The organism is Nocardia sp. NPDC055029, from assembly GCF_053608525.1.
Genome location: NZ_JBSGVQ010000006.1, coordinates 215,543 through 238,708, shown reverse-complemented (window position 1 = coordinate 238,708; position 23,166 = coordinate 215,543). Strand labels below are relative to the sequence as shown.

Sequence of the window (23,166 nt, the reverse complement as noted above, 5' to 3'; positions counted from 1 at the left end):
TCTCCGTTGAAGACTCTCGAAACACTCCGAAGAGCGAATCAGAAATATCTAACTAGAGTCCGAAAACCTAGCAAAGCCAAACACCAGCAAAAAGATTCGCTGTTGTTTAAATGTCCACTCCTCAACCGGGGGGTATGAGAAGCGGAACCAATAATAATATTGGCACTGACATTCATCGACACACTATTGAGTTCTCAAAGAACACACGCACAAGCTTCTACCCACAACATTTCGAAGGGGCTTCAGCGAGGCAGGGTTCAAACTTAGCTCATGCCCGTATCCGGATGCAAATCCGGCTCAGGTGAGCCTTCTTACTTGATGTTGTCGGCGCTCATCGTCCAACCTCGTTTTCCCTGGTACTCGGTACCGGGTCGGTGTCCGTGTCGCTCTGACTGGAATTAATTTACGTGTCGACAAATGCAATGTCAAATTCCCTAGTCAGGGGATGTTTCGCCCGTGCTGTCACGAACCACCGCCGGTACGGTGGCTCGTGAACGCGACAAAGGGAGGGTCGGCGATGGCTGTACAGAGTGGGAAGCGGCGACGACTGCGCCGGGTACTCGGGGCCGGGTTGGTCGTGGCGGGTGGTTTGGTACTCGTCACCGCGGGCGCGAATGCGGCCATGTGGGCTATGTCGTCCGGCCATCGGAGTGATGTGGCGGCGGCGCCGGGTGTGCCGGTCGTGATCGTTCCCGGAGCGAGGGTCGCGACGGACGGCACTCCTATGGCCTATCTCCAGGGTCGGCTCGACGTCGCCATCGAATTGGTGGACGCGGGGAAGGCCGGCGAGATACTGCTGTCGGGGGACGCGGGTGGGACCTCCGGAGACGAGATCGCTTCGATGACGCGGTATCTACTCGAGCGTGGGATCGACCCGGCGATCCTGAAGTCCGATGAGGAAGGGCTGTCGACGCGGGAGACGTGTGAGCGGGCGCGGTCGATGTACGGGGTCGAGCGGGCGATCATCGTGAGTCAGTATCAGCATCTGCCGCGGGCGGTCGCGTTGTGCCGGGCGGCGGGGATCGAAGCCGACGGGGTGGTCGCGTACTGCGATTGCCGGCGGAGCACCGAGGTACGCAACAACATCAGGGAGTGGCTCGCGGCGCCCAAGGCTGTCGCGGAGATGATGCTGCGCTGAGGTTTCCGGTGCCGCTACGCAGCCCGGCGGAACAGCTTCTGCCACCACCTCGACGGGGTTGGGGGCGGGAGCGCGACAGGGATGTCCTTCGACTGGGTCCAGGGCGGGCCTGCCAACAGAGTCCGGCATCCCTCGTGGATCGAGTCGCGAAGCACATCGGGGTCCCAGTAGTTGTCGTCGAGACCCCAGCAGAAGACATCGAAATCGGTAGCCAGATCAGCTAGCTCAGGGCTACCGGCTTCCGGCGTGACAGCGAGGTGGTACAGCTCGGACGCTATCCGGCTCACCTGCTCGGCGTAGTCCCCTTCGCCCGCGAGCAAGGCTGCCGCGTCCTTCTTGACCCGACGTAACCGCACGTCGACCTCGCGCGCCGACCAGGTCGCCTCGGTGTCCGCGATGAGGCCGAGTTCGGCCAGCGCGGTGCGGAACAGGGCGGGTGCGTCGCGGGTGTCGGTTCGGTGCAGGCAGGCGAGTTCGACCAGGGCCGGGGTGTCGTGGCCCCGGGCCAGTGCCTCGGCGGCCACCATCGACAGGTCTTCGCCGGCGAGGCCACCTACCGCGAAGCGGTCGGCGGCACTGTCGAGTTCGTTCACTCGGTCAGCGTGCGGTCGGCACGGGTCGGCGTCAACGGAGTTTCACCGAAAACGTTTCCACGGCAAAGGAACGGTCAACACTATCCGTCGGTCCGGGAGCTGCGAGGACCGATCCGATCACGGCGCTGATCAGCGCTTTTCAGGAGGACATTGTGCGAATCGTCAAGGCAGTAGCGGTCGGTCTGGCTGTTGCGGCCGCCACAGTCGTGGGGGCGGGTTCCGCCGCCGCGGAGCCGGAGCAGAAGGAGAACATCTACATCGATGTGAGCGTGCTCGGGTGTTCGTTCGGCGCCGGGCTGGGTGGTGACGTTCTCGTCGCGCTCGGCGGTGGCAGTGGGTCGAGCGCGCTGGTGTCGTCGTCGCTGGCGGCGCGGATGCGGGCGGCGGGCTGCCTGCCTCGGCTGTAGGACCAGCGCCGATGGTCTCGCCACGGCAGGCGGGACCATCGGGCTGCCGCACCGGCGGGATCGCGATCGCGTACCGTGATCGGCGTTGTCAGCACTGGTGGCCGACGGATTGAGGTGCATCGTGGGCGGATCCGAGCACGCCGCGCGGCTCGTACGTTTCTGGCAGACCGTGGAGTTGTTCGGTCCGCATCGTGTTCCCGACGTCGGCGCGCTACCCGATGACGGGATCGTCGTCGAGCCGGCGGCGGATGATCTCGCGCCGTGGGAGGACCAGGCCGCACTGCCCGCGTTACAGCCAGGGCGGGTGTGGCAGTTCGTGGTGTACGGCGGCTTGTTCGGGGTGGGGCGGGCGCGCGAGGCGCTGGTTCGCGCGTTCGGGGAGGATCGGCTCGAGGCCGATGCGCGGCGGGCCGGTATGACAGCCACTTTCGCGGTCACCGTGACCGACGACGGAGTGGTCGCCGCGGGTTCGGCGACCTTGTCGGGGCTGGCCTGGGCGGTGAATCGACTGCGGTCGCCCGGTCCGGCCGACAGTGGCTGGGCCGAGGGGTTCGACCATGATTCGGCGGCTTTCACCGCCGCCTTCGATACTTTGACGCGCGAGGCCGCGGCTGTCGGTACCGAGCAGGTGCGGCAGTCACCACGGTGGCGGGCGTTCGACATGGCGGGTCGTGGTGTCGGGGCTTCGCTCATCGCGGCGGGTGCGGACGGGGTCATCTCCCCCGGGCTCGCCGGAATGTCCGCGCTGGCCTTCGCCGAGCGACTCCTGCCCCGGGACACGGAGGAACAGCCCGAAGCGCCCTGTCTCACCGGTCGTGATCTCCACACTTTCACCGGCGAACTGTGTGCGGCGCTCGGGATTCGGTCGGAGCTGCGCGCGGGTGGAGTTCGTATCGCGTGTGTCCAGGTGCCGGCGCGCGACGCGGACAGCATCGCCACCGAGGACCGGCTGAACAGCGGTCTCGGCGAGGATCTCGCCGCGCTGGCAGCGGCCGTGGAGCGCGGCGATATCGGTGCGGCGCTACAGGATTACCTCGCGGCCACCGAGACACTGCCGGTCGACGAGCGGATCGATGTCCGGCAGCGCCAGGACGTGGTCGTCGAAGGGTTGCTCCCCCACCTGGTTCCGGATGGACGGTGGCCGGGCGACCCGCTGGTGTCGGGCCAGCAGTTCGCGGTCGATCGGGCGATGGCCGGATTGCGGGACGGCGCGGGGATTTTCGCGGTGCACGGCGCGCCGGGTACCGGCACGACGACGATGCTGCGTGATCTGCTGGCGGGGATCATCGTCGAACGGGCCGCGCAGCTGGCGACCTTCGACGATCCCCTGGAGGCGTTCACCGGCATCACCGAGCAGGTGCAGGTCGCGAAGAACTACACCGTCGGCGCGCATCGGCTGGCGCAGAGTGTCACCGGATACGAAGTGGTGCTGACGACGGGTAGCGAGGAGGCCGCGGCCGACGTCGTCACCGAGATCCAGCGTCGCGAGGCGGTCGATTGCGAGGTGAACCACTTCACCGAACTGGCTGATCTCGTCGGCGACGAACCCGCGTGGGGGTTGGTCGCGGCGGCGATGGGCGACGAGCGCCGGACTTTCGGCGAGCGGTTCTGGTTCGGCGAGCGGTTCGCCGGCGAGCGCAAGGCCGGGTCGACCGCGGGCGGCATGCTCGACATTCTCAAACACGCTGAGGCGGATCCAGATTCGCTGCCCGACTGGTCGACCGCGGTGCGGGACTTCGCCGGTCGACGCGCCGAGGTGCGCAGGCTCGCGCAGGAGCGTCAGGATGTCGCCGACGCGGTCGCCGATCTGCCGACCGTGCACGAGCGCCTGCACTCGATGGCGGCGGAGATCGCGAATGCCGATACCGCGCACGCGCATTGGCGGGAACGTCATCAGCTGGCCACCGAGCAGCTGCGGGCCGCGGTGGCGACCCAGCATCGGGTCGGCAAGCTGCTCGGTGAGCACGGTGGGCAGAAGCCGGGGTTTCTGGCGTCGCTGTCGACCGGGTTCCAGGCCGGACGGCGGTGGAGCGCCAGGAGCACTGAGCTGCTGCGCGAGCGGCATATCGCCGAATCGGAGATACGGCGGCGGCAGACCGAGGTCGAGTACACGCGCGGGGAATGGGCGGCGGCGGCCGAGCACGGGCGACGGCTCATTCGTGATCATCTCGAGCTGACGACCCGGCGCGAGGCCGCGCTGGAGATCATCGAACGGGCGCGGGAGAACTGGTCGGACACTATTCCGTTCGGCGACGCCGCTGGTGACGACGAGCAGTTCCAGTTGTGCAATCCGTGGGCCGACGAGCAGTACGCGGGCGCCCGGCGTGAGCTGTTCCTGTCCGCGTTGCGGTTGCATCGGGCGTTCCTGCTCGATGCCGGGTCGCGGGTGCGCGACAACCTGATCGTCGCCATCGCGCTGATCCGGGGCGAGCTGGCCGAGGAGCCGAAGCCGGAAACCGTGGTGGCCGCGTGGCAGACGCTGTTCCTCGCGGTGCCGCTGGTCGCGACGACCTTCACCGCCGCGCCGCGGTTGTTCGCCGGGCTCGGGCGGGAAGCGCTGGGCTGGCTGTTCGTCGACGATGCGGGGCAAGCCGCGCCGCAGTCGGTGGCGGGTGGGCTCTGGCGGGCGCGGCGCGCGGTGATCGTGGGCGATCATCGTCAGCTGGGGCCGGTGGGGACGTTGCCGACGTCGGCGCAGGAGGCGCTGGTACGGCAGTACGGGCTCGATCCGGAATGGATGCCGGACCTGGCTTCGGCACGCCGGGCCGCCGATCGTGGTGCTCGGTTCGGGACGTGGTTGACGCCGGCCGATCAGGCCGAACCGGTGTGGGTCGGGGCACCGCTGCGGGTGCACCGGCGCAGTGACCTGCCGATCTTCGAGTTGACGCATCGCATCGCCTACGACGACGACCTGCTGATCTTCGGTACACCGGAACGGCCGGAGTTTCCCGGGCAGAATCGGTGGATCGATGTCAGATCGGCACGGGCCGAAGGTAATTGGATTCCCGGGGAAGGTGAGGCGCTTGCCGGGCTGCTCACCCAGCTGACCGCGGACGGCGTTGTCCCGGGCGACATCCGGGTCGTCAGTCCATTCCGCGATGTCGCGCGGGGCGCGCGGGAGATCGCGCGCGAGGTTCTCGGGGCGGAGTTCGCCACCCAGCACGTGGGGACTGTCCATGCGATGCACGGGAATTCGGCCGAGGTGGTGGTGCTGATCCTCGGAACGTCCCCGGCGGCGGGTGGGTCACGACGCTGGGCCGCGACCAATCCGAATGTGCTCAATGCGGCGGTGTCGCGGGCGCGGCGGCGGGTCTATGTGATCGGCAACTACCGATTGTGGAGCAGCCAGCGGTATTTCGAGGATCTCGCCGCAGTGTGGACCGTGCAGGACCAGCCGGTGGATCAGGCCGTCAGCCGGTAGAAGCGCCAGAATCCGAACTCCTCGATCGGGAGGACGTCGACGGCTCTGAAGCCCGCTTTGGCGGCGTAGTCGGCCAGTTTCGCGGTGCGCATGACGGTGCCGGTGCCCGCCGAACCGGGGTGCGCCATGCCGTCGGGCAGGCAGATCAGCAGGCTGAATCCGTACATGAGGCGGTCGATGTCGCCGGCCGGTGCGGTGAACTCCGGTGCGACCGCTTCGTCCATCACGATCGCCGCGCCGCCCGGGCGCAGGGAGTGGCGCACCGCGGTCAGTACTTCGACCGGGTGCGGCATGTCGTGCAGGCATTCGAAGGCGAAGACCGCGTCGTAGGTGGATTCGGGGAGGTCCGTTGCCGCGTCGGCGTGATGGAAGCTGACGCGGTCGCCGAGGTCGCGGGCGTTGTCGCGGGCCATCTCGACCGAGGGCTGGTCGATGTCGTAGCCGTCTACCGTCAGATCGGGGTAGGCGCGGGCCAGTGCGATCGACGACCAGCCGCCGCCGGAACCGACATCGGCGACGCGGGCGCCGGGGCGGGACAGGATCGCGTGCACGTCCTCGACACGGGCGAGGTCGGTGGCCAGGCGGCGTTCGAACCAGGGGCGGTTCATGTCGGATTGTGATTCGCGCATGTCGATGCCGTATTCGGACCAGCCGACGCCGCCGCCGTCACGGTAGGCGCGCACCAGTGCGGGCAGTTGAACGGCGGCGCCGGCGAGCATTCGGGCCAGTGGCGCAAGGTAATTGAGGCTGTTCTGGTCGGTCAGTACCTCCGCCGCGCCGGCCGGGAGTGCGAACCTGCCGTCGGCGCCGACGGTCAGCATGCCGGTCGCGGCCTGCTGCTCCAGCCACTCCTGGGCGTACCGGAGGTCGCCGCCAGCGCGCTCGGTCAGCTCGACCGCGTCGGCGGGACCGCCATCGGCCAAGGCTCGATACCAGCCGAGCCGATCGCCGAGATGCACCGCCAGGAGGTCGATGGTGCCGAGCGCCGCACCGAACAACCGGTCGGCGAACTGCTCACTGGTCTGCTCCGCTGCGCTCACTGCCGGTCCTTTCGTGATGCCCCGTTGCCACGAACTACGCAACGGCGAGTCGAAGGGTTCATCCGGGACCGGTCAACGATTCGGTCACCGGCCTATCCGTTGCCGGCCCCGAATAGGCTCGACAGCAACAACGACGGGATCGGTCGCGAAACCAGCTGACGCTCCGAATACGTCAGCTGGTGTCCTATGGCGAATCGAACAGCACGGCGCCGGGATCCACCTCGGTGCCGATCGCGTCGCTGGTGATCGAGTCCTTCGGGGAGTCCATCACGACGATCGGGCAGATCGGGGAGTTGCCGGTGGCGGCGATGTCGGTGGGGTCGAAGGTGACGATCGGGGCGCCCGCGACGACCTCGTCGCCTTCGGCGGCCAGGAGCCCGAAGCCCTCGCCCTTGAGTTTGACCGTGTCGATGCCCAGGTGGACGAGGACGCCGACGCCGCTGCCCAGGATGACGAAGGCGTGGGGGTGCAGTTTCAGGATCTTGCCTGCGATGGGCGCGGTGACCGTCAGGGTGCCGCGGGTGCGGTCGGGGTCGATCGCCACGCCAGCGCCGACGATCTGACCGGCGAAGACCGGGTCGGGGACGTCGGTGAGGCCGACGACCTTGCCTGCGAGCGGGGCGAGGACCGGGACACTCACAGGATGTCCTCGATGTCCTCGGCGAGGGTGTCCGCCTCGGGGCCGACGACGACCTGCACGACCGTGCCCGACTTGAGGACGCCGTGGGCGCCCGCGGCCTTGAGCGCGGCCTCGTCGACCTTGCCGCCGTCCTTCACCTCGGTGCGCAACCGGGTGATGCAGGCTTCGATCTCGACGATGTTGTCGGCGCCGCCCAGACCCTTGACGATCGCTTCCGCTTTGGACATGTGTTCTCCCTTTCCGCGGTGGTTGCCGGTTCCAGTATGGGAGCCTCGAATGTGCGCCACGTCATATTTCGCGGTTGACATCCGGTAGCCACCTGGTCAAACTTACAACTGGTTATGACCGGACAGTACCCGTCAGGGTGACCGGTTCACAACAGTTAACCCGGACAGGCTCGTAAGTCCGTCCGGCTCGCCGAGACCGCCGGCAAACCCGGCACGAAGAAGGTCGACATGACTGCCGCTACCGACAGCCCCAAGCAAGAATCGAAAGTGTTCGCGGGATTGCAGCGCCTGGGTCGCAGCCTCATGCTGCCGATCGCGGTGCTCCCCGCGGCGGGCATCCTGCTGCGCATCGGCCAGGACGATCTACTCGGCCGGTTCTCCGCGCTGGAGAGCACGGCGGCGGTCATCTCGGCGGCCGGGCAGGCCGTGTTCACCTGGCTGCCGCTGATCTTCGCCGTCGGTATCGCGATCGGCTGGGCCAAGAAGGCCGACGGATCGACGGCGCTGGCCGCGGTGGTCGGTTACATGGTCATCGACGGCGTGTTCAAGGCGATGTCGCCGATCGTGCTGGCGGGCAAGACCGACCCGAAGGGCGCGCAGGCGCTGATCAACTACGGCGTGCTCGGCGGCATCGTGATGGGTCTGCTGTCGGCGATCCTGTGGCAGCGGTTCTATCGCACGAAACTGCCCGATTTCCTCGGCTTCTTCAACGGCAGGCGGCTGGTGCCGATCCTGACCGCGGTCACCGGTCTGGTCGTCGGTGTCGGCATGTCGTTCATCTATCCGGCGTTCAACTCCGCGCTCACCTGGGTCGGTGAGACGGTCGCCGACAACACCGTTCTCGGTGGCGGCATCTACGGCACGGCCAACCGCCTGCTGATTCCGACCGGCCTGCACCACATCCTGAACTCGACCGTGTGGTTCCTCGTCGGCGACTACACCGACGCCTCCGGCCAGCTCGTGCGCGGTGACCTCAACCGGTTCTTCGCAGGGGACCCGACCGCGGGCACCTTCATGACCGGCTTCTTCCCGATCATGATGTTCGCGCTGCCCGCCGCCGCGCTGGCGATCTGGCGCAATGCGCGGCCGTCGCAGAAGAAGCTGGTCGGCGGCATCATGCTCTCCACCGGTCTGACCGCGTTCGTCACCGGTATCACCGAGCCGCTGGAGTTCTCGTTCATGTTCGTGGCGTGGCCGCTGTACGTGGTGCACGCGATCCTGACGGGCACATCGATGGCGCTGGTCAACGCGCTGGGCATCCACGACGGGTTCACGTTCTCGGCGGGCGCGATCGACTATCTGCTGAACTTCGGCAAGGCGACCGATGCGTGGATGCTGATCCCGATCGGGCTCGGCTACGCGGTGATCTACTACGTGCTCTTCAGTTTCGTGATCAAGAAGTGGAACCTGCGGACGCCGGGTCGGGAGTCCGAGACCGATGTCGAGGCCGGGGTGCCCGATGTCGCGGCGGTCGAAGCCGAGACCGCGCTGACCGCGACCGGCGATACTCGGACCGACGCGCCGTCGGTCGCCGAAGTCGAAACGAGGCTGGACAAGAAATTGAAAGGTGAGTGAGGCCATGACCACCCGCACAGTCGTCGTCGGATCCGAGGTGGGGCTGCATGCCAGGCCCGCCGCGAAATTCACCCAGGCCGTCCAGGCCACGGGGGTGCCGGTGCGGATCTCGGTGGGAGGTGGTGAACCGGTCGACGCGGCCAGTGTCCTCGCGGTGATGACGCTGGGCGCCGGCCACGGCGCCGAGGTCACCCTGCACGCCGACGACGACGCGGTTCTGGACAGTCTGGCCGAGCTCGTTGCCTCGGATCTGGACGCCGCCTGATGGGCGAACAGGTGATCCGTGGACTCGGGGTGAGCCCCGGTGTCGCGTGCGCGCCGTGGTTGCGGTTCGGTTCGCAGCTGGCGACCTCGCCGCAGGATCCGGTCGGCGGGTCGGCCGAGGAGGAGCTGGCCAGGGTCAAGGCGGCTCTCGGCGGCGTGGCCGACGAGATGCAGGCCAGGGCCGGTCGCGTGAGTGGTGTCGCGGCGGAGATCTTGTCGATGTCGGCGACGATGGCCCGTGATCCGGGCATCGTCGCCGCCACCGAGAAGCAGCTGGCCGACGGGATGCCGACGGCGCACGCGGTGCACCTGGCGTTCGAGGGGTTCTGCGACAAGCTCGAGGCGCTCGGCGGGTACATGGCCGAACGGGCGACCGACCTGCGCGATATCGGCGGGCGCACCGTCGCGGTGCTGCTCGGGGAACCGATACCGGGCATCCCGGAGCCGGGATATCCGTTCATTCTGGTCGCGCGTGACCTCGCGCCGGCGGACACGGCGATGCTCGGTGACAGCGATGTGGTCGGGCTGCTCACCACCGAGGGCGGGCCGACCAGCCACACCGCGATCCTGGCGAAATCGCTGGGGCTGCCCGCGGTGGTGAACTGTCCCGATACCGATCGGCTCGTCGCGGATGCGCCGGTGTTGCTCGACGGCAGTACCGGTGGTGTCGTGATCGATCCGAGTCCGTTTCGGCAGCGGGCGGCTGTCGAGCAGGCGGCGGCGGACGCGGCGCGGCTGGCCGCTGCCAGTGGGCCGGGGCATACGGCCGACGGGACGCCGGTGCAGCTGCTGGTGAATATCGGGACCGTCGACGACGCCGAGAAGGCGGGGCAGGTCGACAGCGAAGGCGTCGGGCTGTTCCGCACCGAGTTCATGTATCTCGGCAAGGCGACGGCGCCGAGTCTCGACGAGCAGATCACTTCCTACACAACAGTTCTCGAGCAGTTCGCCGGGCGCAAGGTCGTGGTCCGCACGCTCGACGCGGGCTCGGACAAGCCGTTGCCGTTCCTCGATCTGGGGACCGAGGAGAACCCCGCGCTGGGAGTGCGTGGTCTGCGGGTCGGGACGGTATTCCCCGATACTCTGGCCACCCAGCTCACCGCGCTGGCCAGGGCGGCCGAGGCGACCGGTGCCGAGCTGTGGGTGATGGCGCCGATGGTCGCCACCGCCGACGAGGCCGCCGGATTCGCCGAGCTCGCACGGGAATCGGGATTGCGCAAGGTGGGCGCGATGATCGAGATCCCGGCGGCGGCGCTGCGGGCGTCCGATCTGCTCACGCATCTCGACTTCGTCAGCATCGGCACCAACGACCTCAGCCAGTACACGTGCGCGGTCGACCGGATGGCCGGTGGGCTCGCGCATCTGCTCGATCCGTGGCAGCCTGCGGTGCTCGACCTGATCGCGATGGTCGGTGCGGCGGGGGCGGCGGCCGGGAAGCCAGTTGGAGTGTGTGGTGAGGCGGCGTCGGATCCGACGCTGGCGCCGGTGCTGGTCGGGCTCGGGGTGACGAGTCTGTCGATGTCGATGCCGGCGCTGCCCGCGGTGCGGGCGGCGTTGTCGGCCGTCGACATCGAGAAGTGCCGGGATGCGGCGGATGTCGCGTGTGCGGCCAGGAATCCGCAGCTGGCACGTGAGGCGGTCGCGGCGATCATCGGGCGGGCATGAATCTGAGGACGGTGTGCGCGGTTCGGCCGGTGGCCGGGCCGCGGCACTTCGACCGTTTGCGGCAATCGTTCGATCCGATGCCGCGCGGCCACCTATTCCGCGCCGTCGAGGTCGGCGGTGCACGCACCTGGCCAGAATCTGTCGATGCCGACACAGCGAGCCGACGCGGCATCACGCGGCCTCGGGCGGACGACCTGCTCACGAGCATGCCCACCGGCGTCGGTGCGGGTGGACCGGTAGGCCAGGGCCAAGTGCGGTCGGGCACACGTCGGGGTATGGCGCGGTGATCTCGCGAGGCGTGGTGCGTGGGCGGCTCCTGGGGACCGGCAGCGGCGAGATTGCCGATGGTGTGGTCGAATTCGATGCCGGGCGGATCAGCTGGGTCGGGCGCGCCGCGAATTATCCTGCTGTGGAGCAGCTTCCGGCAGCGAGCGCGGATCTGGTACTGCCTGGGCTGATCGATGTGCACTGCCATGGTGGTGGCGGGTTCGGATTTCCGAATGCCGATGCCGCCGGTGCTCGGGTCGCCGCGGCGAATCATCGCGGTCAGGGGACGACCGGGCTCTTGGGCAGCCTGGTCTCGGCGCAGCCGGAGGTACTGGTCGAGCAGGCTGCGGTTCTTGCCGATCTCGTGGCCGATGGCGAGCTGCTCGGGATCCATCTCGAGGGGCCGTTCATCAACGCGATCCGGTGTGGTGCGCAGGATCCCGCAGCCATCGTTCCTGGTGATCCTGCATTGTTCGAGCGGATCTGCGAAGCGTCGCGTGGCACTGTCCGGTCCATGACGCTCGCGCCCGAGACCGCGCATTTCGAGGAACTGCTCGCCGCGATGCGGCGCAATGATGTGCTGCCGAGTCTCGGGCACACCGATGCGGATGCCGCCACGACCGCGGCGCGGATCGCCGATGCTGTCGGCGGGCCGATCACCGCGACGCACCTGTTCAACGGGATGCCCGGCCTGCATCACCGCTCCCCCGGGCCCGTCGCCGCCTGCCTGGCTGCTGCCGGGCGGGGGGACATGGTGGTCGAATTGATCGCCGATGGCGTGCATTTGGCGCCGGAGACGGTGGCGATGGTGTTCGACACGGTCGGGCCGGGGCAGATCGCGCTGGTCTCCGATGCGATGGCGGCTGCCGGGTTGGGTGACGGCGACTATCAGCTGGGAACGCTGGATGTGCGGGTGCGCGACGGTGTCGCCCGGCTCGCCACTGCCGACGGAACTCCGGGTGCCATCGCGGGCGGGACCGCCCGCTTGCTCGATGTGCTGCGGTGGACGGTTCAGCACGCGAGAGTCCCGCTCGCCGAGGCAGTCACCGCCGCCACCCGCACTCCCGCGCGCGTGCTCGGACTCGACGACCGCGGCGTCCTCTCGGTCGGTGCGCGCGCCGACCTTCTCGTCACCGACCAGTCATTGCAGCCGCGGCGGGTGTTCGTCGCCGGAACGGAAGGAATCTGATGGAGATCGTGATCCGGGCGGACGAACACGAGGTGGCCACGACGGTCGCCGGTATCGTCGGCGGGTATGTGGAGCGCGGGAACGCGATCCTCGGTCTGGCTACCGGGTCGTCGCCGCTGGGCAGTTATCAGGAGCTGGCGCGGCGGTATCGCGAGGGTGAGATCGACTTCTCGACGGCGAGCGCGTTCCTGCTCGACGAGTACGTCGGGCTGCCGAAAGAGCATCCGCAGTCGTATTTCTCGGTGATCCGCTCCGAGTTCGTCGATCATGTGAACCTCGATCCGGCGCGGGTGCTGAGCCCGAACGGTGAGGCGGGCGACATCGCGGGCGAGGGCAGGCGCTATGACGCCGCCATCGCGGCCGCGGGCGGGGTCGATGTGCAGTTGCTCGGTATCGGCACAGACGGGCACATCGGTTTCAACGAGCCCGGGTCGGCGCTGACCTCCCGGACCAGGGTGAAGACGCTCACCGAGCAGACCCGCAAGGACAATGCCCGCTTCTTCGACGGCCCCGAGTACGTGCCGCATCACGTGCTCACCCAGGGGCTCGGCACCATCGGTGAGGCCGGCCATCTGGTGATGATCGCGCTCGGTGCGGGCAAGGCCGACGCGATCGCCGCCGCGGCGGAGGGTCCGCTGTCGGCGTTCTGCCCGGCCTCGGTCATGCAGTGGCATCGGCACGTCACGGTGGTGATCGACGAGGCGGCGGCGAGCAAACTGAAGCTGGCCGACTACTACAAGTACGCGCTGGCGAACAAGCCTGCCTGGCAGTCCTTCTGAAATGACCGCGCTCGAGTTCGCGGTGCAGGATGTGGCGGGTGCGGTCGGCGCCCGCCGGGTCGGCGCGGATCGGGTGGAACTGTGTGCGGCGCTGGGCAGTACGGGCGGTTTGACCGCGAGCATCGGCACGATCGAGGCGGTGGTGGCGACGGGGATTCCGGTGCATGCGCTCATTCGTTGCCGGGCGGGCGGTTTCGTGTATGCCGAGGCCGACGAGATCGCGGTGATGAATGCCGATGCGCGGGCGGCGGTATCGGCGGGAGTGGCCGGACTCGTCGTCGGGGCGCTCACTGCTGACCGTCGGGTCGACGTCGAGGCGCTGGAGCGTGTGCTCGACGGTGTTCCGGTCGATGACATCGAACTGACCTTTCATCGCGCCATTGATCAGGTCGGCGACCGGTCGGCCGCCGTGGACACGTTGGTGACCCACGGAATGACCCGGATACTCACCTCCGGCGGCGCCGCCCGCTGCGCGGACGGGCTCGACGAACTCGCCGCGATGGTCACCCACGCCGCCGGACGGATCCAGATCATGGCTGGTGGCGGGGTCACCGTCGGCGACATACCGGCCCTGCACCGCGCCGGCGTCGACGCCGTGCACCTCTCGGCCCGCCGCGTCGTCGCCGATGACGGCGGGCCCGGTGGCGGTGGCACCTCTGGTCACGAGCAACTGGATCAGGAGCTCGCGGCCGCGGCGGCGGCAGAGCTGCTCACCGTGGACGCCGCTCGCTGACTTGCCGCCCGTGCGAGGTATCGACCTCGGCGGAGACCGGCTCGGCCGGCTGCCACGTCCTCGATTCGAACAGCGACCGGCCGGGATCGCCGATGACAGCGCGCTGGATGGGGCCGGTGCCGCCGCCGACCACGAGCGGCTGGATGACCAACTCGCCGCTGTGGCCGCACAGCTACGGGCTGTGGATTCGGTCGGCCGATCGACCACCCACGTCGGCCCGGACGACGGCGGGCCTGGCGCTGACGGCGTGCTCGGTCATGAGCGACCGGAGGACGAACTCGCGGCCGCTGCCCAGCTGCACGCAGTGGATGCGACCGGTTGACCGGCTGACGACCAAGCGCCCGGACGATCAACCGCGAGTGTCAGTTCGCCATGTGGCCTGCGCCGCGTCCGCCCCAGCACATCGAGAGCAGTCTGCCTGTGCGAGTCAGCTCAGGAACGTTCGGCGAGGATGAGTTCCGCCTCGCCGGGATTGCAGTCGAACGCGGCCTGGACCGCGGCGATCGCCCCCGCGTGGTCGCCCGCCGCGGCGAGCCGGTCGATCTCGGCCCAGCGGTCCGTCGGTGGCGCTACCGACAGATCCAGTTTGCGTTCGAGCCTTTCCCACATGCGTGCCACGGTCGGGTCGTCGGCGAGCAGCCCGCCCAGATGAGCCTTGAAGGTGGGGTGTTCGGTGCGGTACATGCCCATCCAGCTGCTGCCGGGTGGGCTGGCTTCGGCATTGGCGGTGCGGTCGGCCAGCTTCAGGATCACCGCCTGCGGGTGTGCGGTGATCTTGCTGTAGGCGTCGAGGTTTCGGGCCTTGCGGTTGGGGCCGATGCCGGTGACCGCCCACACCAGGTCAAGAACCTCACGGCCGAAACGGGATTCGACATCCTCGGCGGTGACGGGAGTGTCTTCGACGACGTCGTGGAGCCAGGCGGCGGCGGCGAGCGAGCCGTTGTAGCCGAAATCGTCGAGCACGGCGCGCACCGCGGCCAGATGGATGATGTAGGGATGATCGCCGTAGCGCTGGTCGCCGTGCGCCTCGACGGCGAACTCGCGTGCTTCGGTTTCCCGCTGATCGAACTCCATGCCGCACCCCCGTGCTCTATCGGCGAACCTGTCGAGATCGACCCTAGCCGAGGCCACCGACAGGTGGCCCGGATCAGCGGGAAGCGGGTTTCACCGCGGTGAGGATGCCGGTTTGGTACTTGCTCTGCGTGTAGTCGAGTTCGGTGAATCCGGCGTCGCGCAGTTGGTCGGTGTAGTGGCGGATGTCGGCGTCGGCGAAGGGGTTGCCGCCGCCGAAGAAGGGGGCGAGTATCCGGCGCGCCCCCGGGGTGAGTGAGGCGTCGGCGAGCAGCAACCGGCCGCCGGGGCGCAGGACCCGCCACATCTCGGCGAGCGCGGTGCCGCGATGTGGCTCCGGAATGTGGTGCATGACGAAAGTGCAGGTGACGACATCGAATTCGCCGTCGTCGAAGGGCAGGTCCTGCGCGGGGGCCTGCTCGTAGCGGTGCCACGCCGCGCCGTCACGCTGCCGATTGTCGGCCACCGCGATCGCCGAGGGATCGACCCCGACGGCCGTACCGGACGGGCCGGTCACAGCGCCTGCGGCGCGCACGAGTTTGCCCGGCCCGCAGCCGATATCGAGCGTGCGGTGGCCCGGCGCGATTCCGGCCTTCCGCACGAACTCGGCGAGCAGGCTGCGCTGCCTGCCCAGGAAGAACACCGCGGTGAACAGGTTGTAGCGGCGCAGGCCCGCGATGACCAGACCGGTGTCGCTGTCGTCGACGAACATGGGAGTGAGAAGCTGGTTCTGTGACATGGGTCCATGGTCGAACGCGGCGACGGCGGCGACCAGAACCATAACCGCCGGATCTGTCCGATTCCGGACACATCCGGTGCATCCGTCCCGTGGAGGAACGATGGCCGAGCACACCGATCGCCGGGTCCGCCGGACCAGGGACACCCTGCACCGCGCGCTGATCGAGCTGATGATCGAACGCGGCTACGACCGGGTGACGGTCAGCGACATCATCGACCGGGCCGACGTCGGGCGCTCCACCTTCTACGCGCACTTTCGCGACAAGGACGATCTACTGCTGGTCAGCTGCACCGAGTTCTTGCGCCGCGAGATCGCCAGAACCACCGCCCCCGGCTCGCCGATCGCACCGCTGCGGGTGATGTTCCATCTCGCGGCGCAGTATCCCGAGGTGTATCAGCCGCTCATCGGACCGAAGGCGACCACGACCGTGCTGCACTCCTACCGGCGGTGCGTGGCCGACCTGATCGGCGAGCTGGTCGACGGACTGGCCGACGATACCGTCGCGTTCCTGTCGTGGGGGCTGGTCGGTGTCCTCGGCACGGTGATCGATCCGAACGCCCCGGTCCCGCCGGCACGGGCATGGCGACGTTTCGAGGCGCTGGCCCTGCACGGACTCAACGGCAGCGCAGATCAGGCCACGGCGGGCGCCGCAGAATCGCCAGCGCCGCGATCACCCCGGTGAGCAGGCCGATCCATTCCCCCAGCTGGGCGATGCGATTGGAGTCGACGGCGGGTGTCCAGTGCGCGCGGCCGTCGTGCACGACGAACACGCCGACCGGGCGGGCCGATCGCCCGAAGGCACTGCCGCGCGCGACGGTGATGATGGTCGCGCCGTCGGCCGTCTCCATCGGTTCGCCGAATATCGTCGGTGGCGCGGCGACCGCCTCCTCTAGCCGATCCCTGATCGTCATCGAAAACCCCCGTTCGTCGTTGCGACACTGCTGACGAACATACGCCTGAGCGGTGCGGTCCTCGGCCTTTCGAACGCGGCGTGCGCGATCACTGTCACCGGCGCTTGGCATGATGGGTGGGCCGAGCCACGACGAGAGGTGCCGAGCCCATGACCAGCACAGCGGAACAGGACATCCTGGCGACACCGTGGTCGCGTTCGATCGGTCTGCGTGTGCCGGTGGTGAACGCGCCGATGGGTGGTGCGGCGGGGGGACGGCTCGCGGCGGCGGTGACCGCGGCGGGTGGGCTGGGCATGATCGGGATGGGCAGCGCCGGATCGGTGGCAGCGCTGGAGCGCGAGCTCGCCGCCGCAGGAGGCGCGGTGTCCGGGATCGGGCTCGTCGACTGGGTGCGCCGGCGCGAAACCGGCCTGCTCGAGGCCGCGATCGCCGCGAAGCCGCGCATTCTGTCGATCAGTTTCGGCACCGATTTCTCGTGGGTACCGGTGGTGCAGGCGGCGGGGATTCTCGCGGTCACGCAGGTCTACGACGTGCCCGGCGCGCATCGTGCCCAGGATGCCGGTATCGATGTGCTCGTCGCGCGGGGCAGCGAGGGCGGTGGGCACGGCGCCGACCGGCTCGCGCTGCTGCCGCTGCTCGATGCCGTGCTCGATATCGCGACGGTTCCGGTGCTGGCGGCGGGCGGGATCGGTTCCGGGCGCACACTGGCCGCGGTGCTCGCGGCCGGTGCGGCGGGGGCATGGCTCGGGACGTGTCTGGCGGCGGCGGACGAGTCGCTGGTGCCCGAGAACGCCCGGCGGGCGATGCTCGCGGCCGATTCCACCCATACCGTGGTGACCACCGCGTTCGACAAAACGCTCGACCTGCCGTGGCCGCCGATCTATCCGGCTCGGGTGCTGCGCAACGACGTCACCGATCCCTGGTCGCGGCCCGAGTTCGACGAGTCGCGGCCGAGCGCCGAGATGCTCCGTGCCGCCATCGAATCCGATGATGTCACCATCGCACCGGTGGACGCCGGTCAGGGCGTCGGCCTCATCACCCACATCGAACCCGCCGCCGCGATCATCGATCGGTTGTGCCGTGACGCGGCGGTGTTGTTGCGCCGTTGACGACCGGCGCACCCGTCTCGACCGCCGTCGGTATCCCGCACAGCTCAGACCGATTCGTGGTGGTCGCGACGCAACTAACCAACCGGGTTGTGCAGGTCGACGATTCGCGCAGGATCGTTCAGCATTCCCTGGTCGAGCTGCATTGTTTCCTCGGTCCGCCATCTGGCGTGCCAAATCGGTACGCCGCCTGCGAGATCGGTCTCGCGGGGGTTGGTAAGTAGCGGCAGCTCGAGGCGGGCCGCTGACACGGTGACGGTGGCGTTGGCCGGGGTGTGGGACCAGACGTCGTCGACGACATCGGTGATCCGGATGCCGAGGCGATGGCCGGTGGTCAGGCGGGCGTCCTGCCAGAGCAGGCGGATCCGCGCCTCCGGGCCGACGGGGGCGATGCCGCGGGTGATGACGGTGGCGCGGCCGTCGGGTGCGATGTCGTAGAGCTCCAGGGCGACAGTGGCATTCGGCGGTCCGGCGAGGTTCAGTGTCGCGGTGGCCCGGCCTGCCAGGTGCAGCGCGCTGGTCACGGGCGCGGAGATCGACCAGATTTCGCGGTCGGGGCCGGGGAGCAGGCCGCGGTCCTGAAACGTGCCGGTGCGCAGGTCGACGGTGACGCGCCGGGAATCCGCTGGGGGCCAGATGTTTTCACTGCGCCAGCCGCCATCGAACTGGCCGACGGTGACCGGCGGTCCGGGGACCTCCACGGCCGCGCCTGCCACGTGCCGGTCCAGGAACGCGGCCAGCTCCGCGTTGAAATGCGGCGTGCCGCAGCGGCTGCGGCAGTCCGAGTGACCCCACTGCCCGAACCACGCGCGGTGCTCGCCGGGGCCCATCCCCTGCCAGGCGTCGAGGACGCGGTCGGCTCGGGTGTTGGAGTCGAGGAAGCTCTGGCCGAGGAACAGCGGAGTCGTGTTGCCGCGCAGGTCCTCGACGATGTCGCGGTCACGCCAGCCCGGGTTGGCGCCGTTGTGGTCGGTGGTGAGCGCGAGATAGCTGTCGGTGCACTCCTTGGTCGTCTGGAGTGCGTTGGCCTGGTATTCGGGTGAGTCGTCCCAGCGGCCCGGCGTGTGGGCGATGGCGAGATGTTCCGGACCGGCGAGGTCGGCGGGGCGAAGGCCGTCCTCGGTCAGCGGTTTTCCGCCGAACTTCCACGAGACGCCCTGCATGTACAGGTAGGAGTACGGGTCGACGACCGGCTCGAAGGCAGCGACAGCGGCCAGTCCCTTCGGTTTCGCGGCCAGCGCGAGCATGCCGGTCCAGCCTTCGTAGGAGGTGCCGACCACGCCGACCCGACCCGTCGACCACGGTCGGCTCGCGGCCCATTCCACCGCGGTGGCCACGTCGGACCGCTCCCCCGGGCCACCGAAATCCGGGCATCCGTTGGACCCGCCGAAGCCTCGCAGGTCCACGATCACGTAGGTGTAGCCGGACTTCAATGCCCATTCCACCGGCAGGTTGTCGGTGGACGGTCCGCCTTCGGGGCGCGGCTGGGTGAGGTAGGCCAGGTGCGCACGGTACGGGCTGGCGGTCAGTAGTACCGGGGTGCGCACGTCGTCGGCCAGACCCGCGGGCCGCAGGACATCGGCGTGCAGGCGCGTGCCGTCCGGCGCGGTCAGATACTCCTGCGTCCACGTGAACGCCACATCGACCGGCTCGGCCGAGACCGGCGCCGCCATACCCAGCACCAACGCCACACCGGCGACGACCCGCGCCACCATCGCACCCCATTGCACGGATGGACTATCGCCGCTCGCGGCAGCGGCGTCCAGCCCCGAGATCCTGGGGCGGAGCTGTGTCGCTACGGCTGCGGGCGGACGGTCAGGATCTGCTCGGCGACTCCCACCGGTCCCCGGGTGTCGTGCAGCACGGTGGTGGTCAGTCCCTGGCCCGCGTGGCCGAACGTGACGCTGGTGTCGAGGCCGGTCCAGGAGCCTTCGGGTTGCCGGTACAGGTGGATGGTCAGATCGACGTTGGGGAACATCCACTTGGTCGGCTCTTGCCGGACAGCGATGCCGTTCGCGGTATCCACCAGCGCGAGGAACGATGCCAGCGGGTCGGCGGATTCCCCGGCAACCAGATTCACCGCCGACTGGATCCAGGCGGTGGTTCGCCCTGGTTGCGGGTGACCGACGGGGCGGGCGTCGAGCGAGGCGATGTAGCCGCCGGGCCATACCGAGGTGAGCGGCCAGGGAGACAGCGATTCGGGCGCGGGCAGCCGGTCGGGCTCGCCGCCCGCGACGCTGTCGGTGTCCTGGGTGCTCAGCATCCAGGCGCGGGCGCTCACGACGCTGCGGCCTGCGATGGTGACCGTGGCCTCGACCAGTTCGATGGTGCGGCCGGGGCGGATCGTCTTGACGTCGATGTCGAACTCCTCGAACCCGATCCGGCCGAGGATGTCGAAGCTGATCCGGCTCATGACCAGCGCGGGGCGTTGTTCCCGCGCCTGTGCGCGCTGGATCTCGTGGACGATCAGCCCGGCAAGCGGGCTGAAGTGCTGCTCGTCGGTGCTCCAGGCGCCGCCCGCGTGGACGGTCGGCACGAAACGGTGCGTGCCGATTCGCTGGAAGTAGCTGGTCGCCGGGGTGCTCATGTCCGTCACAAAACTCAACCTACGGGTCGAGTTTTCATCTTACAAGTCGGTTCACCATCCTTGTGGTCGACTTCACTGGCGTGCGTCCGGGCAATTGGCGGAATGGTTCGACGACCGGCCCCGGATATGATCGGCCGATGACTTCGATTGCGGACGAGAGCGTCGTGCCCGCCGGGCGCGCAGCGAGACGACGCGATCGCCGCAAGGCGGAGATGATCGATGCCGCGCTGCAGATCCTGTCCGGCAGCGGCTATCAGGGAATGCGGTTCGAAGATGTCGCCGAACGTTCCGACATCGCGAAAGCCACTCTCTACCACTATTTTCCGAGCAAGGACGCGCTGGTCTCCGCGGCGCTGGAGAAGCTGACCTCCGATGTGCTGACCCACCTCGGCGACGCTCTCGATGCCGCGGCGGACCGGTCGGCCACCGATCGCCTCCGCGCACTCGTCGCCGAGCAGTTGCGGGTGCTGACGGTGCTGTATCCCGAAGTGGGCAAGCTCTTCTCGTTCCCCGCACCGTGGCCCGCCGAGCACACCGAAGCCATCAAGACCATGCGCCGACGGCACGATCGGATCTTCCGCGAGGTCGTCGACTCGGGTATCGCGTCAGGCGAATTCGACTGCCCCGATCCCTCGGTCGCGCTGCACTGCCTGCACGGCATCCTGAACCACGCCTCGATCTGGCTTCGCCCGGATGCCGATCCCGACGGCCGCACTCGCGACGCCGTCGTCGACGAATCGATGCGCCTGTTCGTCCGGGCTTGATCGGCGCCGATCGGGCACTGTGTCTCGGTGTCGGACCCGGCGGGTAGCTTGTCCGGCACGGGCGGGGAATTCCCGCTCGCTACGGGAGGGAACCCATCATGGCCGAGCCGAGAACCCATCACTACCAGTTCGCACACCAGGTCCTGCCGAACCTGGCCCAGCGGCTCGGCTCGCGAATGGTCACCGATGAGCCGCCGCACGGCTACACCGAACAGCTCAAGTACCTGTGGGACAACGTCGGCGAGCGACTGGCCGACGACGACCGCCTGCCGAGCGACGGCATCACGGGCCGCCGCATCGACGCGGCGGGATTCCAGCTGTTGCTCGTCGAACTACCGGCACCGGCCGCCGCCGCGGAAGCACATTTCGTCGCGGTCGTACTGCCCGAGAACTCCGACAACGTCAGGGTGTTCACCCTCGAACGCGCCACCTCCCAGCCCGCGGACCGCAGCGACGCCACCATGCTCGGATCCTGGGCGAACCGCAGCCACTTCAACCTCGGCCCCGGCCCCACCCCGACCCGACCGCCTTCATCGCGGCCATCCACTCCAAACTCGCCGCCCGGTAACCCGGCGCGATCTTCGTCGTCTGTTCGGGTATCTATCCCGATCGGGAGATGTACCCTGCTGCCTTCAGGGGGATTCGCGGGCGGCGGTCCCTTCCATGGAGGGAAGTCTCAATGAAGGGCAGTGTTGTATCAGCCTGTGGTGCAACGGGTTCAGTGGCCAAGCGCGGTCAGCTGCGCTCGGTTCTGATCGCAGTTTCGGCCGTGTTGTGTATTACCGGTACTCCCATGGCGGTGGGTCATGCGGATCCGCTGCCAACTCCGCAGAACGACCCGTTCTACACCCCGCCATCGGGCTGGGACTCGGAGGCGCCGGGCACCATCCTGAATTCGCGACCCGTCGAGGTGGCCTCGCTGGCGCCGCAGGCGCAGGACGCCGATGCCTGGCAGTTGCTGTATCGAACGACCGATACCGACGGCCGGCCTATGGCGACCGTGACGACGGTGCTGCGCCCACGAACCGGGCAGGTCAAGGGATTGATCAGCTATCAGGCTGCCACGGATGCCTCGGCCCCCCAGTGCGCGCCCTCGTACGTCCTCCGGCAAGGAGCGCCGGACAAGTACGACTCCTCGCTGGATCTCATTCAGATCGAGCAGATGCTGTCGTCCGGTCATGCCATTTCCGTACCCGACTGGGAGGGGCCGGAGGGGACGCTGTTCGCCCCGAGACAGCCGGGTTACGCCACGCTCGACGGAGTGCGCGCAGCCCAGGATTTCGCGCCGCTCGGCCTGCCCGGCATCGATACTCCGGTGGCCGCGATGGGCTACTCCGGCGGGTCGTACGGCACCAGTTGGGTCGCGCAGATGCAACCTACCTACGCTCCCGAACTACGGCTGGTCGGTGTTGCCATGGGTGGTTGGACAGTACCCATCGGCCCCTACATCGCGACGCTCGACGACGGTCCGTTCTCCGGCTTCCTGCCGTCGCTCCTGCCTGGCATGATGCGCGCCGATCCGCTTCTGGCGGCGGCATTCGACAAATATCTGACGCCCGCCGGGCAGGCACTGATGGCCGCGGGTGACAGCAAATGCGTGACGCAGAACGTGGCTCAGCACGCGTTCCTGCGCATGGACGACTACCTGACGATCCCTTTTTCGCAACTGCTCGAGCAGGTACAGGCGTCGTTGGAGGCGTTGGACTTCAGCCCCGTGGCCTCGACCCCGCCGCTGTTCCTCTACAACGCCGTGCACGACGAGATCGTCACGATCGCAGGGCCCGACAAGGCGGTGGCACAGTGGTGCGCCGCGGGGGCGCCGATCACCTATACCCGGGACCAATTGAGCGAGCATGTCAGTCTCGCGATCAGTGCGACTCCCGCGGTTCTGCGCTGGATCGATGACCGTCTGGCGGGGCAGGCCGCGCCGGACGGTTGCTCGACGCGCACAGTGCAGTCCATGTCGCTCGGTGGTGCGTAGAACCTGAATCGCCCGCCCACGGAAACCGTGGGCGGGCGATTCAGACACTGCTACCGACGAATCGGCTGC

At 68.4% G+C, this 23,166-nt stretch carries 24 protein-coding genes; 15 read left to right on the top strand and 9 right to left on the bottom strand.

What is annotated here, in order from left to right; all coding sequences use genetic code 11:
• Positions 1 to 517: 517 nt before the first annotated feature.
• Positions 518 to 1,138 (top strand): SanA/YdcF family protein, encoded by a 621-nt coding sequence (locus tag ACWF9G_RS08650; RefSeq protein WP_452514583.1) that lies wholly within the window; start codon positions 518 to 520, stop codon positions 1,136 to 1,138.
• Between the two features lie 14 nt (positions 1,139 to 1,152).
• Here ACWF9G_RS08650 and ACWF9G_RS08645 read toward each other — a convergent pair whose 3' ends face one another.
• The gene (locus ACWF9G_RS08645) at positions 1,153 to 1,731 is read right to left on the bottom strand and encodes a hypothetical protein (RefSeq protein WP_452514582.1); all 579 of its coding nucleotides are present in this window, start codon (positions 1,729 to 1,731) and stop codon (positions 1,153 to 1,155) included.
• A 152-nt stretch (positions 1,732 to 1,883) separates the two neighbouring features.
• Here ACWF9G_RS08645 and ACWF9G_RS08640 point away from each other — a divergent pair, with 152 nt between their 5' ends.
• Positions 1,884 to 2,138 (top strand): hypothetical protein, encoded by a 255-nt coding sequence (locus ACWF9G_RS08640; RefSeq protein ID WP_379308716.1) that lies wholly within the window; start codon positions 1,884 to 1,886, stop codon positions 2,136 to 2,138.
• Between the two features lie 121 nt (positions 2,139 to 2,259).
• Entirely contained in the window at positions 2,260 to 5,559 is a 3,300-nt protein-coding gene (locus ACWF9G_RS08635; RefSeq protein ID WP_452514581.1) for a DEAD/DEAH box helicase, read from the top strand.
• Here the strand turns inward: ACWF9G_RS08635 and ACWF9G_RS08630 are convergent.
• From ACWF9G_RS08630 to ACWF9G_RS08620, 3 genes are all read right to left on the bottom strand, one after another.
• Positions 5,541 to 6,599 (bottom strand): class I SAM-dependent methyltransferase, encoded by a 1,059-nt coding sequence (locus ACWF9G_RS08630; RefSeq protein ID WP_452514580.1) that lies wholly within the window; start codon positions 6,597 to 6,599, stop codon positions 5,541 to 5,543. The two genes, ACWF9G_RS08635 and ACWF9G_RS08630, sit on opposite strands and share 19 nt — an antisense overlap.
• A 184-nt stretch (positions 6,600 to 6,783) precedes the next feature.
• Positions 6,784 to 7,239, bottom strand: a complete 456-nt coding sequence (locus tag ACWF9G_RS08625; RefSeq protein ID WP_379308713.1) for a PTS sugar transporter subunit IIA — start codon at positions 7,237 to 7,239, stop codon at positions 6,784 to 6,786.
• A complete protein-coding gene (locus ACWF9G_RS08620; RefSeq protein WP_189033257.1) occupies positions 7,236 to 7,466 on the bottom strand; it encodes a glucose PTS transporter subunit EIIB in 231 nt (76 codons plus the stop codon). The genes ACWF9G_RS08625 and ACWF9G_RS08620 overlap by 4 nt, the downstream gene beginning before the upstream one ends.
• 228 nt (positions 7,467 to 7,694) lie before the next feature.
• Between ACWF9G_RS08620 and ACWF9G_RS08615 the strand changes: the two genes are divergently transcribed.
• The 7 genes from ACWF9G_RS08615 to ACWF9G_RS08585 all read left to right on the top strand — a co-directional run bounded on the left by ACWF9G_RS08615 (position 7,695) and on the right by ACWF9G_RS08585 (position 14,260).
• The gene (locus ACWF9G_RS08615; RefSeq protein WP_452514579.1) at positions 7,695 to 9,041 is read left to right on the top strand and encodes a PTS transporter subunit EIIC; all 1,347 of its coding nucleotides are present in this window, start codon (positions 7,695 to 7,697) and stop codon (positions 9,039 to 9,041) included.
• 4 nt (positions 9,042 to 9,045) lie between these two features.
• Complete coding sequence (locus ACWF9G_RS08610; RefSeq protein ID WP_189033255.1) at positions 9,046 to 9,306, top strand: HPr family phosphocarrier protein; 261 nt, start codon at positions 9,046 to 9,048, stop codon at positions 9,304 to 9,306.
• Complete coding sequence (gene ptsP / locus ACWF9G_RS08605) at positions 9,306 to 10,970, top strand: phosphoenolpyruvate--protein phosphotransferase (protein WP_452514578.1); 1,665 nt, start codon at positions 9,306 to 9,308, stop codon at positions 10,968 to 10,970. Before ACWF9G_RS08610 ends, ptsP begins: the two co-directional genes overlap by 1 nt.
• A 283-nt stretch (positions 10,971 to 11,253) precedes the next feature.
• Entirely contained in the window at positions 11,254 to 12,426 is a 1,173-nt protein-coding gene (locus tag ACWF9G_RS08600; RefSeq protein ID WP_452514577.1) for an N-acetylglucosamine-6-phosphate deacetylase, read from the top strand.
• The gene (gene nagB / locus ACWF9G_RS08595; RefSeq protein ID WP_452514576.1) at positions 12,426 to 13,205 is read left to right on the top strand and encodes a glucosamine-6-phosphate deaminase; all 780 of its coding nucleotides are present in this window, start codon (positions 12,426 to 12,428) and stop codon (positions 13,203 to 13,205) included. The genes ACWF9G_RS08600 and nagB overlap by 1 nt, the downstream gene beginning before the upstream one ends.
• Before the next feature lies 1 nt (position 13,206).
• Positions 13,207 to 13,938: a copper homeostasis protein CutC gene (locus ACWF9G_RS08590; RefSeq protein ID WP_452514575.1), complete on the top strand. Its 732-nt coding sequence runs from the start codon at positions 13,207 to 13,209 to the stop codon at positions 13,936 to 13,938.
• Positions 13,939 to 13,948: 10 nt separating this feature from the next.
• The gene (locus ACWF9G_RS08585) at positions 13,949 to 14,260 is read left to right on the top strand and encodes a hypothetical protein (protein WP_452514574.1); all 312 of its coding nucleotides are present in this window, start codon (positions 13,949 to 13,951) and stop codon (positions 14,258 to 14,260) included.
• Positions 14,261 to 14,370: 110 nt separating this feature from the next.
• Here ACWF9G_RS08585 and ACWF9G_RS08580 read toward each other — a convergent pair whose 3' ends face one another.
• Together ACWF9G_RS08580 and ACWF9G_RS08575 are read right to left on the bottom strand one after the other, a co-directional pair.
• Positions 14,371 to 15,012: an HD domain-containing protein gene (locus ACWF9G_RS08580; protein ID WP_379308705.1), complete on the bottom strand. Its 642-nt coding sequence runs from the start codon at positions 15,010 to 15,012 to the stop codon at positions 14,371 to 14,373.
• A 73-nt stretch (positions 15,013 to 15,085) separates the two neighbouring features.
• A complete protein-coding gene (locus tag ACWF9G_RS08575; protein WP_452514573.1) occupies positions 15,086 to 15,748 on the bottom strand; it encodes a class I SAM-dependent methyltransferase in 663 nt (220 codons plus the stop codon).
• A gap of 100 nt (positions 15,749 to 15,848) precedes the next feature.
• On the opposite strand from ACWF9G_RS08575, the gene ACWF9G_RS08570 reads away from it, so the two are divergent.
• A complete protein-coding gene (locus ACWF9G_RS08570; RefSeq protein WP_452514572.1) occupies positions 15,849 to 16,430 on the top strand; it encodes a TetR/AcrR family transcriptional regulator in 582 nt (193 codons plus the stop codon).
• Here ACWF9G_RS08570 and ACWF9G_RS08565 read toward each other — a convergent pair.
• Entirely contained in the window at positions 16,363 to 16,659 is a 297-nt protein-coding gene (locus tag ACWF9G_RS08565; RefSeq protein ID WP_452514571.1) for a hypothetical protein, read from the bottom strand. The two genes, ACWF9G_RS08570 and ACWF9G_RS08565, sit on opposite strands and share 68 nt — an antisense overlap.
• A 173-nt stretch (positions 16,660 to 16,832) precedes the next feature.
• On the opposite strand from ACWF9G_RS08565, the gene ACWF9G_RS08560 reads away from it, so the two are divergent.
• Entirely contained in the window at positions 16,833 to 17,768 is a 936-nt protein-coding gene (locus ACWF9G_RS08560) for an NAD(P)H-dependent flavin oxidoreductase (protein ID WP_452514591.1), read from the top strand.
• 74 nt (positions 17,769 to 17,842) lie between these two features.
• Here the strand turns inward: ACWF9G_RS08560 and ACWF9G_RS08555 are convergent, their stop codons facing one another.
• Both ACWF9G_RS08555 and ACWF9G_RS08550 read right to left on the bottom strand, forming a co-directional pair.
• Positions 17,843 to 19,495, bottom strand: coding sequence for a CocE/NonD family hydrolase (locus ACWF9G_RS08555; RefSeq protein ID WP_452514570.1), 1,653 nt, complete (start codon positions 19,493 to 19,495; stop codon positions 17,843 to 17,845).
• A 65-nt stretch (positions 19,496 to 19,560) separates the two neighbouring features.
• Positions 19,561 to 20,352 (bottom strand): thioesterase family protein, encoded by a 792-nt coding sequence (locus ACWF9G_RS08550; protein ID WP_452514590.1) that lies wholly within the window; start codon positions 20,350 to 20,352, stop codon positions 19,561 to 19,563.
• Positions 20,353 to 20,489: 137 nt separating this feature from the next.
• Here ACWF9G_RS08550 and ACWF9G_RS08545 point away from each other — a divergent pair, with 137 nt between their 5' ends.
• From ACWF9G_RS08545 to ACWF9G_RS08535, 3 genes are all read left to right on the top strand, one after another.
• Positions 20,490 to 21,116, top strand: a complete 627-nt coding sequence (locus tag ACWF9G_RS08545) for a TetR/AcrR family transcriptional regulator (RefSeq protein ID WP_452514569.1) — start codon at positions 20,490 to 20,492, stop codon at positions 21,114 to 21,116.
• 98 nt (positions 21,117 to 21,214) lie between these two features.
• Entirely contained in the window at positions 21,215 to 21,799 is a 585-nt protein-coding gene (locus ACWF9G_RS08540) for a hypothetical protein (RefSeq protein ID WP_452514568.1), read from the top strand.
• A complete protein-coding gene (locus tag ACWF9G_RS08535) occupies positions 21,796 to 23,097 on the top strand; it encodes a lipase family protein (protein WP_452514567.1) in 1,302 nt (433 codons plus the stop codon). Before ACWF9G_RS08540 ends, ACWF9G_RS08535 begins: the two co-directional genes overlap by 4 nt.
• Positions 23,098 to 23,166 lie beyond the last annotated feature (69 nt).

Bases quoted from the DNA above. Each gene is read 5' to 3' on its own strand.
- ACWF9G_RS08650 (WP_452514583.1), top strand. From the start codon at position 518: ATGGCTGTACAGAGTGGGAAGCGGCGACGACTGCGCCGGGTACTCGGG.
- ACWF9G_RS08620 (WP_189033257.1), bottom strand. From the start codon at position 7,466: ATGTCCAAAGCGGAAGCGATCGTCAAGGGTCTGGGCGGCGCCGACAAC.
- ACWF9G_RS08615 (WP_452514579.1), top strand. From the start codon at position 7,695: ATGACTGCCGCTACCGACAGCCCCAAGCAAGAATCGAAAGTGTTCGCG.
- ACWF9G_RS08610 (WP_189033255.1), top strand. From the start codon at position 9,046: ATGACCACCCGCACAGTCGTCGTCGGATCCGAGGTGGGGCTGCATGCC.
- ptsP (WP_452514578.1), top strand. From the start codon at position 9,306: ATGGGCGAACAGGTGATCCGTGGACTCGGGGTGAGCCCCGGTGTCGCG.
- nagB (WP_452514576.1), top strand. From the start codon at position 12,426: ATGGAGATCGTGATCCGGGCGGACGAACACGAGGTGGCCACGACGGTC.
- ACWF9G_RS08590 (WP_452514575.1), top strand. From the start codon at position 13,207: ATGACCGCGCTCGAGTTCGCGGTGCAGGATGTGGCGGGTGCGGTCGGC.
- ACWF9G_RS08580 (WP_379308705.1), bottom strand. From the start codon at position 15,012: ATGGAGTTCGATCAGCGGGAAACCGAAGCACGCGAGTTCGCCGTCGAG.
- ACWF9G_RS08575 (WP_452514573.1), bottom strand. From the start codon at position 15,748: ATGTCACAGAACCAGCTTCTCACTCCCATGTTCGTCGACGACAGCGAC.
- ACWF9G_RS08570 (WP_452514572.1), top strand. From the start codon at position 15,849: ATGGCCGAGCACACCGATCGCCGGGTCCGCCGGACCAGGGACACCCTG.
- ACWF9G_RS08565 (WP_452514571.1), bottom strand. From the start codon at position 16,659: ATGACGATCAGGGATCGGCTAGAGGAGGCGGTCGCCGCGCCACCGACG.
- ACWF9G_RS08550 (WP_452514590.1), bottom strand. From the start codon at position 20,352: ATGAGCACCCCGGCGACCAGCTACTTCCAGCGAATCGGCACGCACCGT.
- ACWF9G_RS08545 (WP_452514569.1), top strand. From the start codon at position 20,490: ATGACTTCGATTGCGGACGAGAGCGTCGTGCCCGCCGGGCGCGCAGCG.
- ACWF9G_RS08540 (WP_452514568.1), top strand. From the start codon at position 21,215: ATGGCCGAGCCGAGAACCCATCACTACCAGTTCGCACACCAGGTCCTG.
- ACWF9G_RS08535 (WP_452514567.1), top strand. From the start codon at position 21,796: ATGAAGGGCAGTGTTGTATCAGCCTGTGGTGCAACGGGTTCAGTGGCC.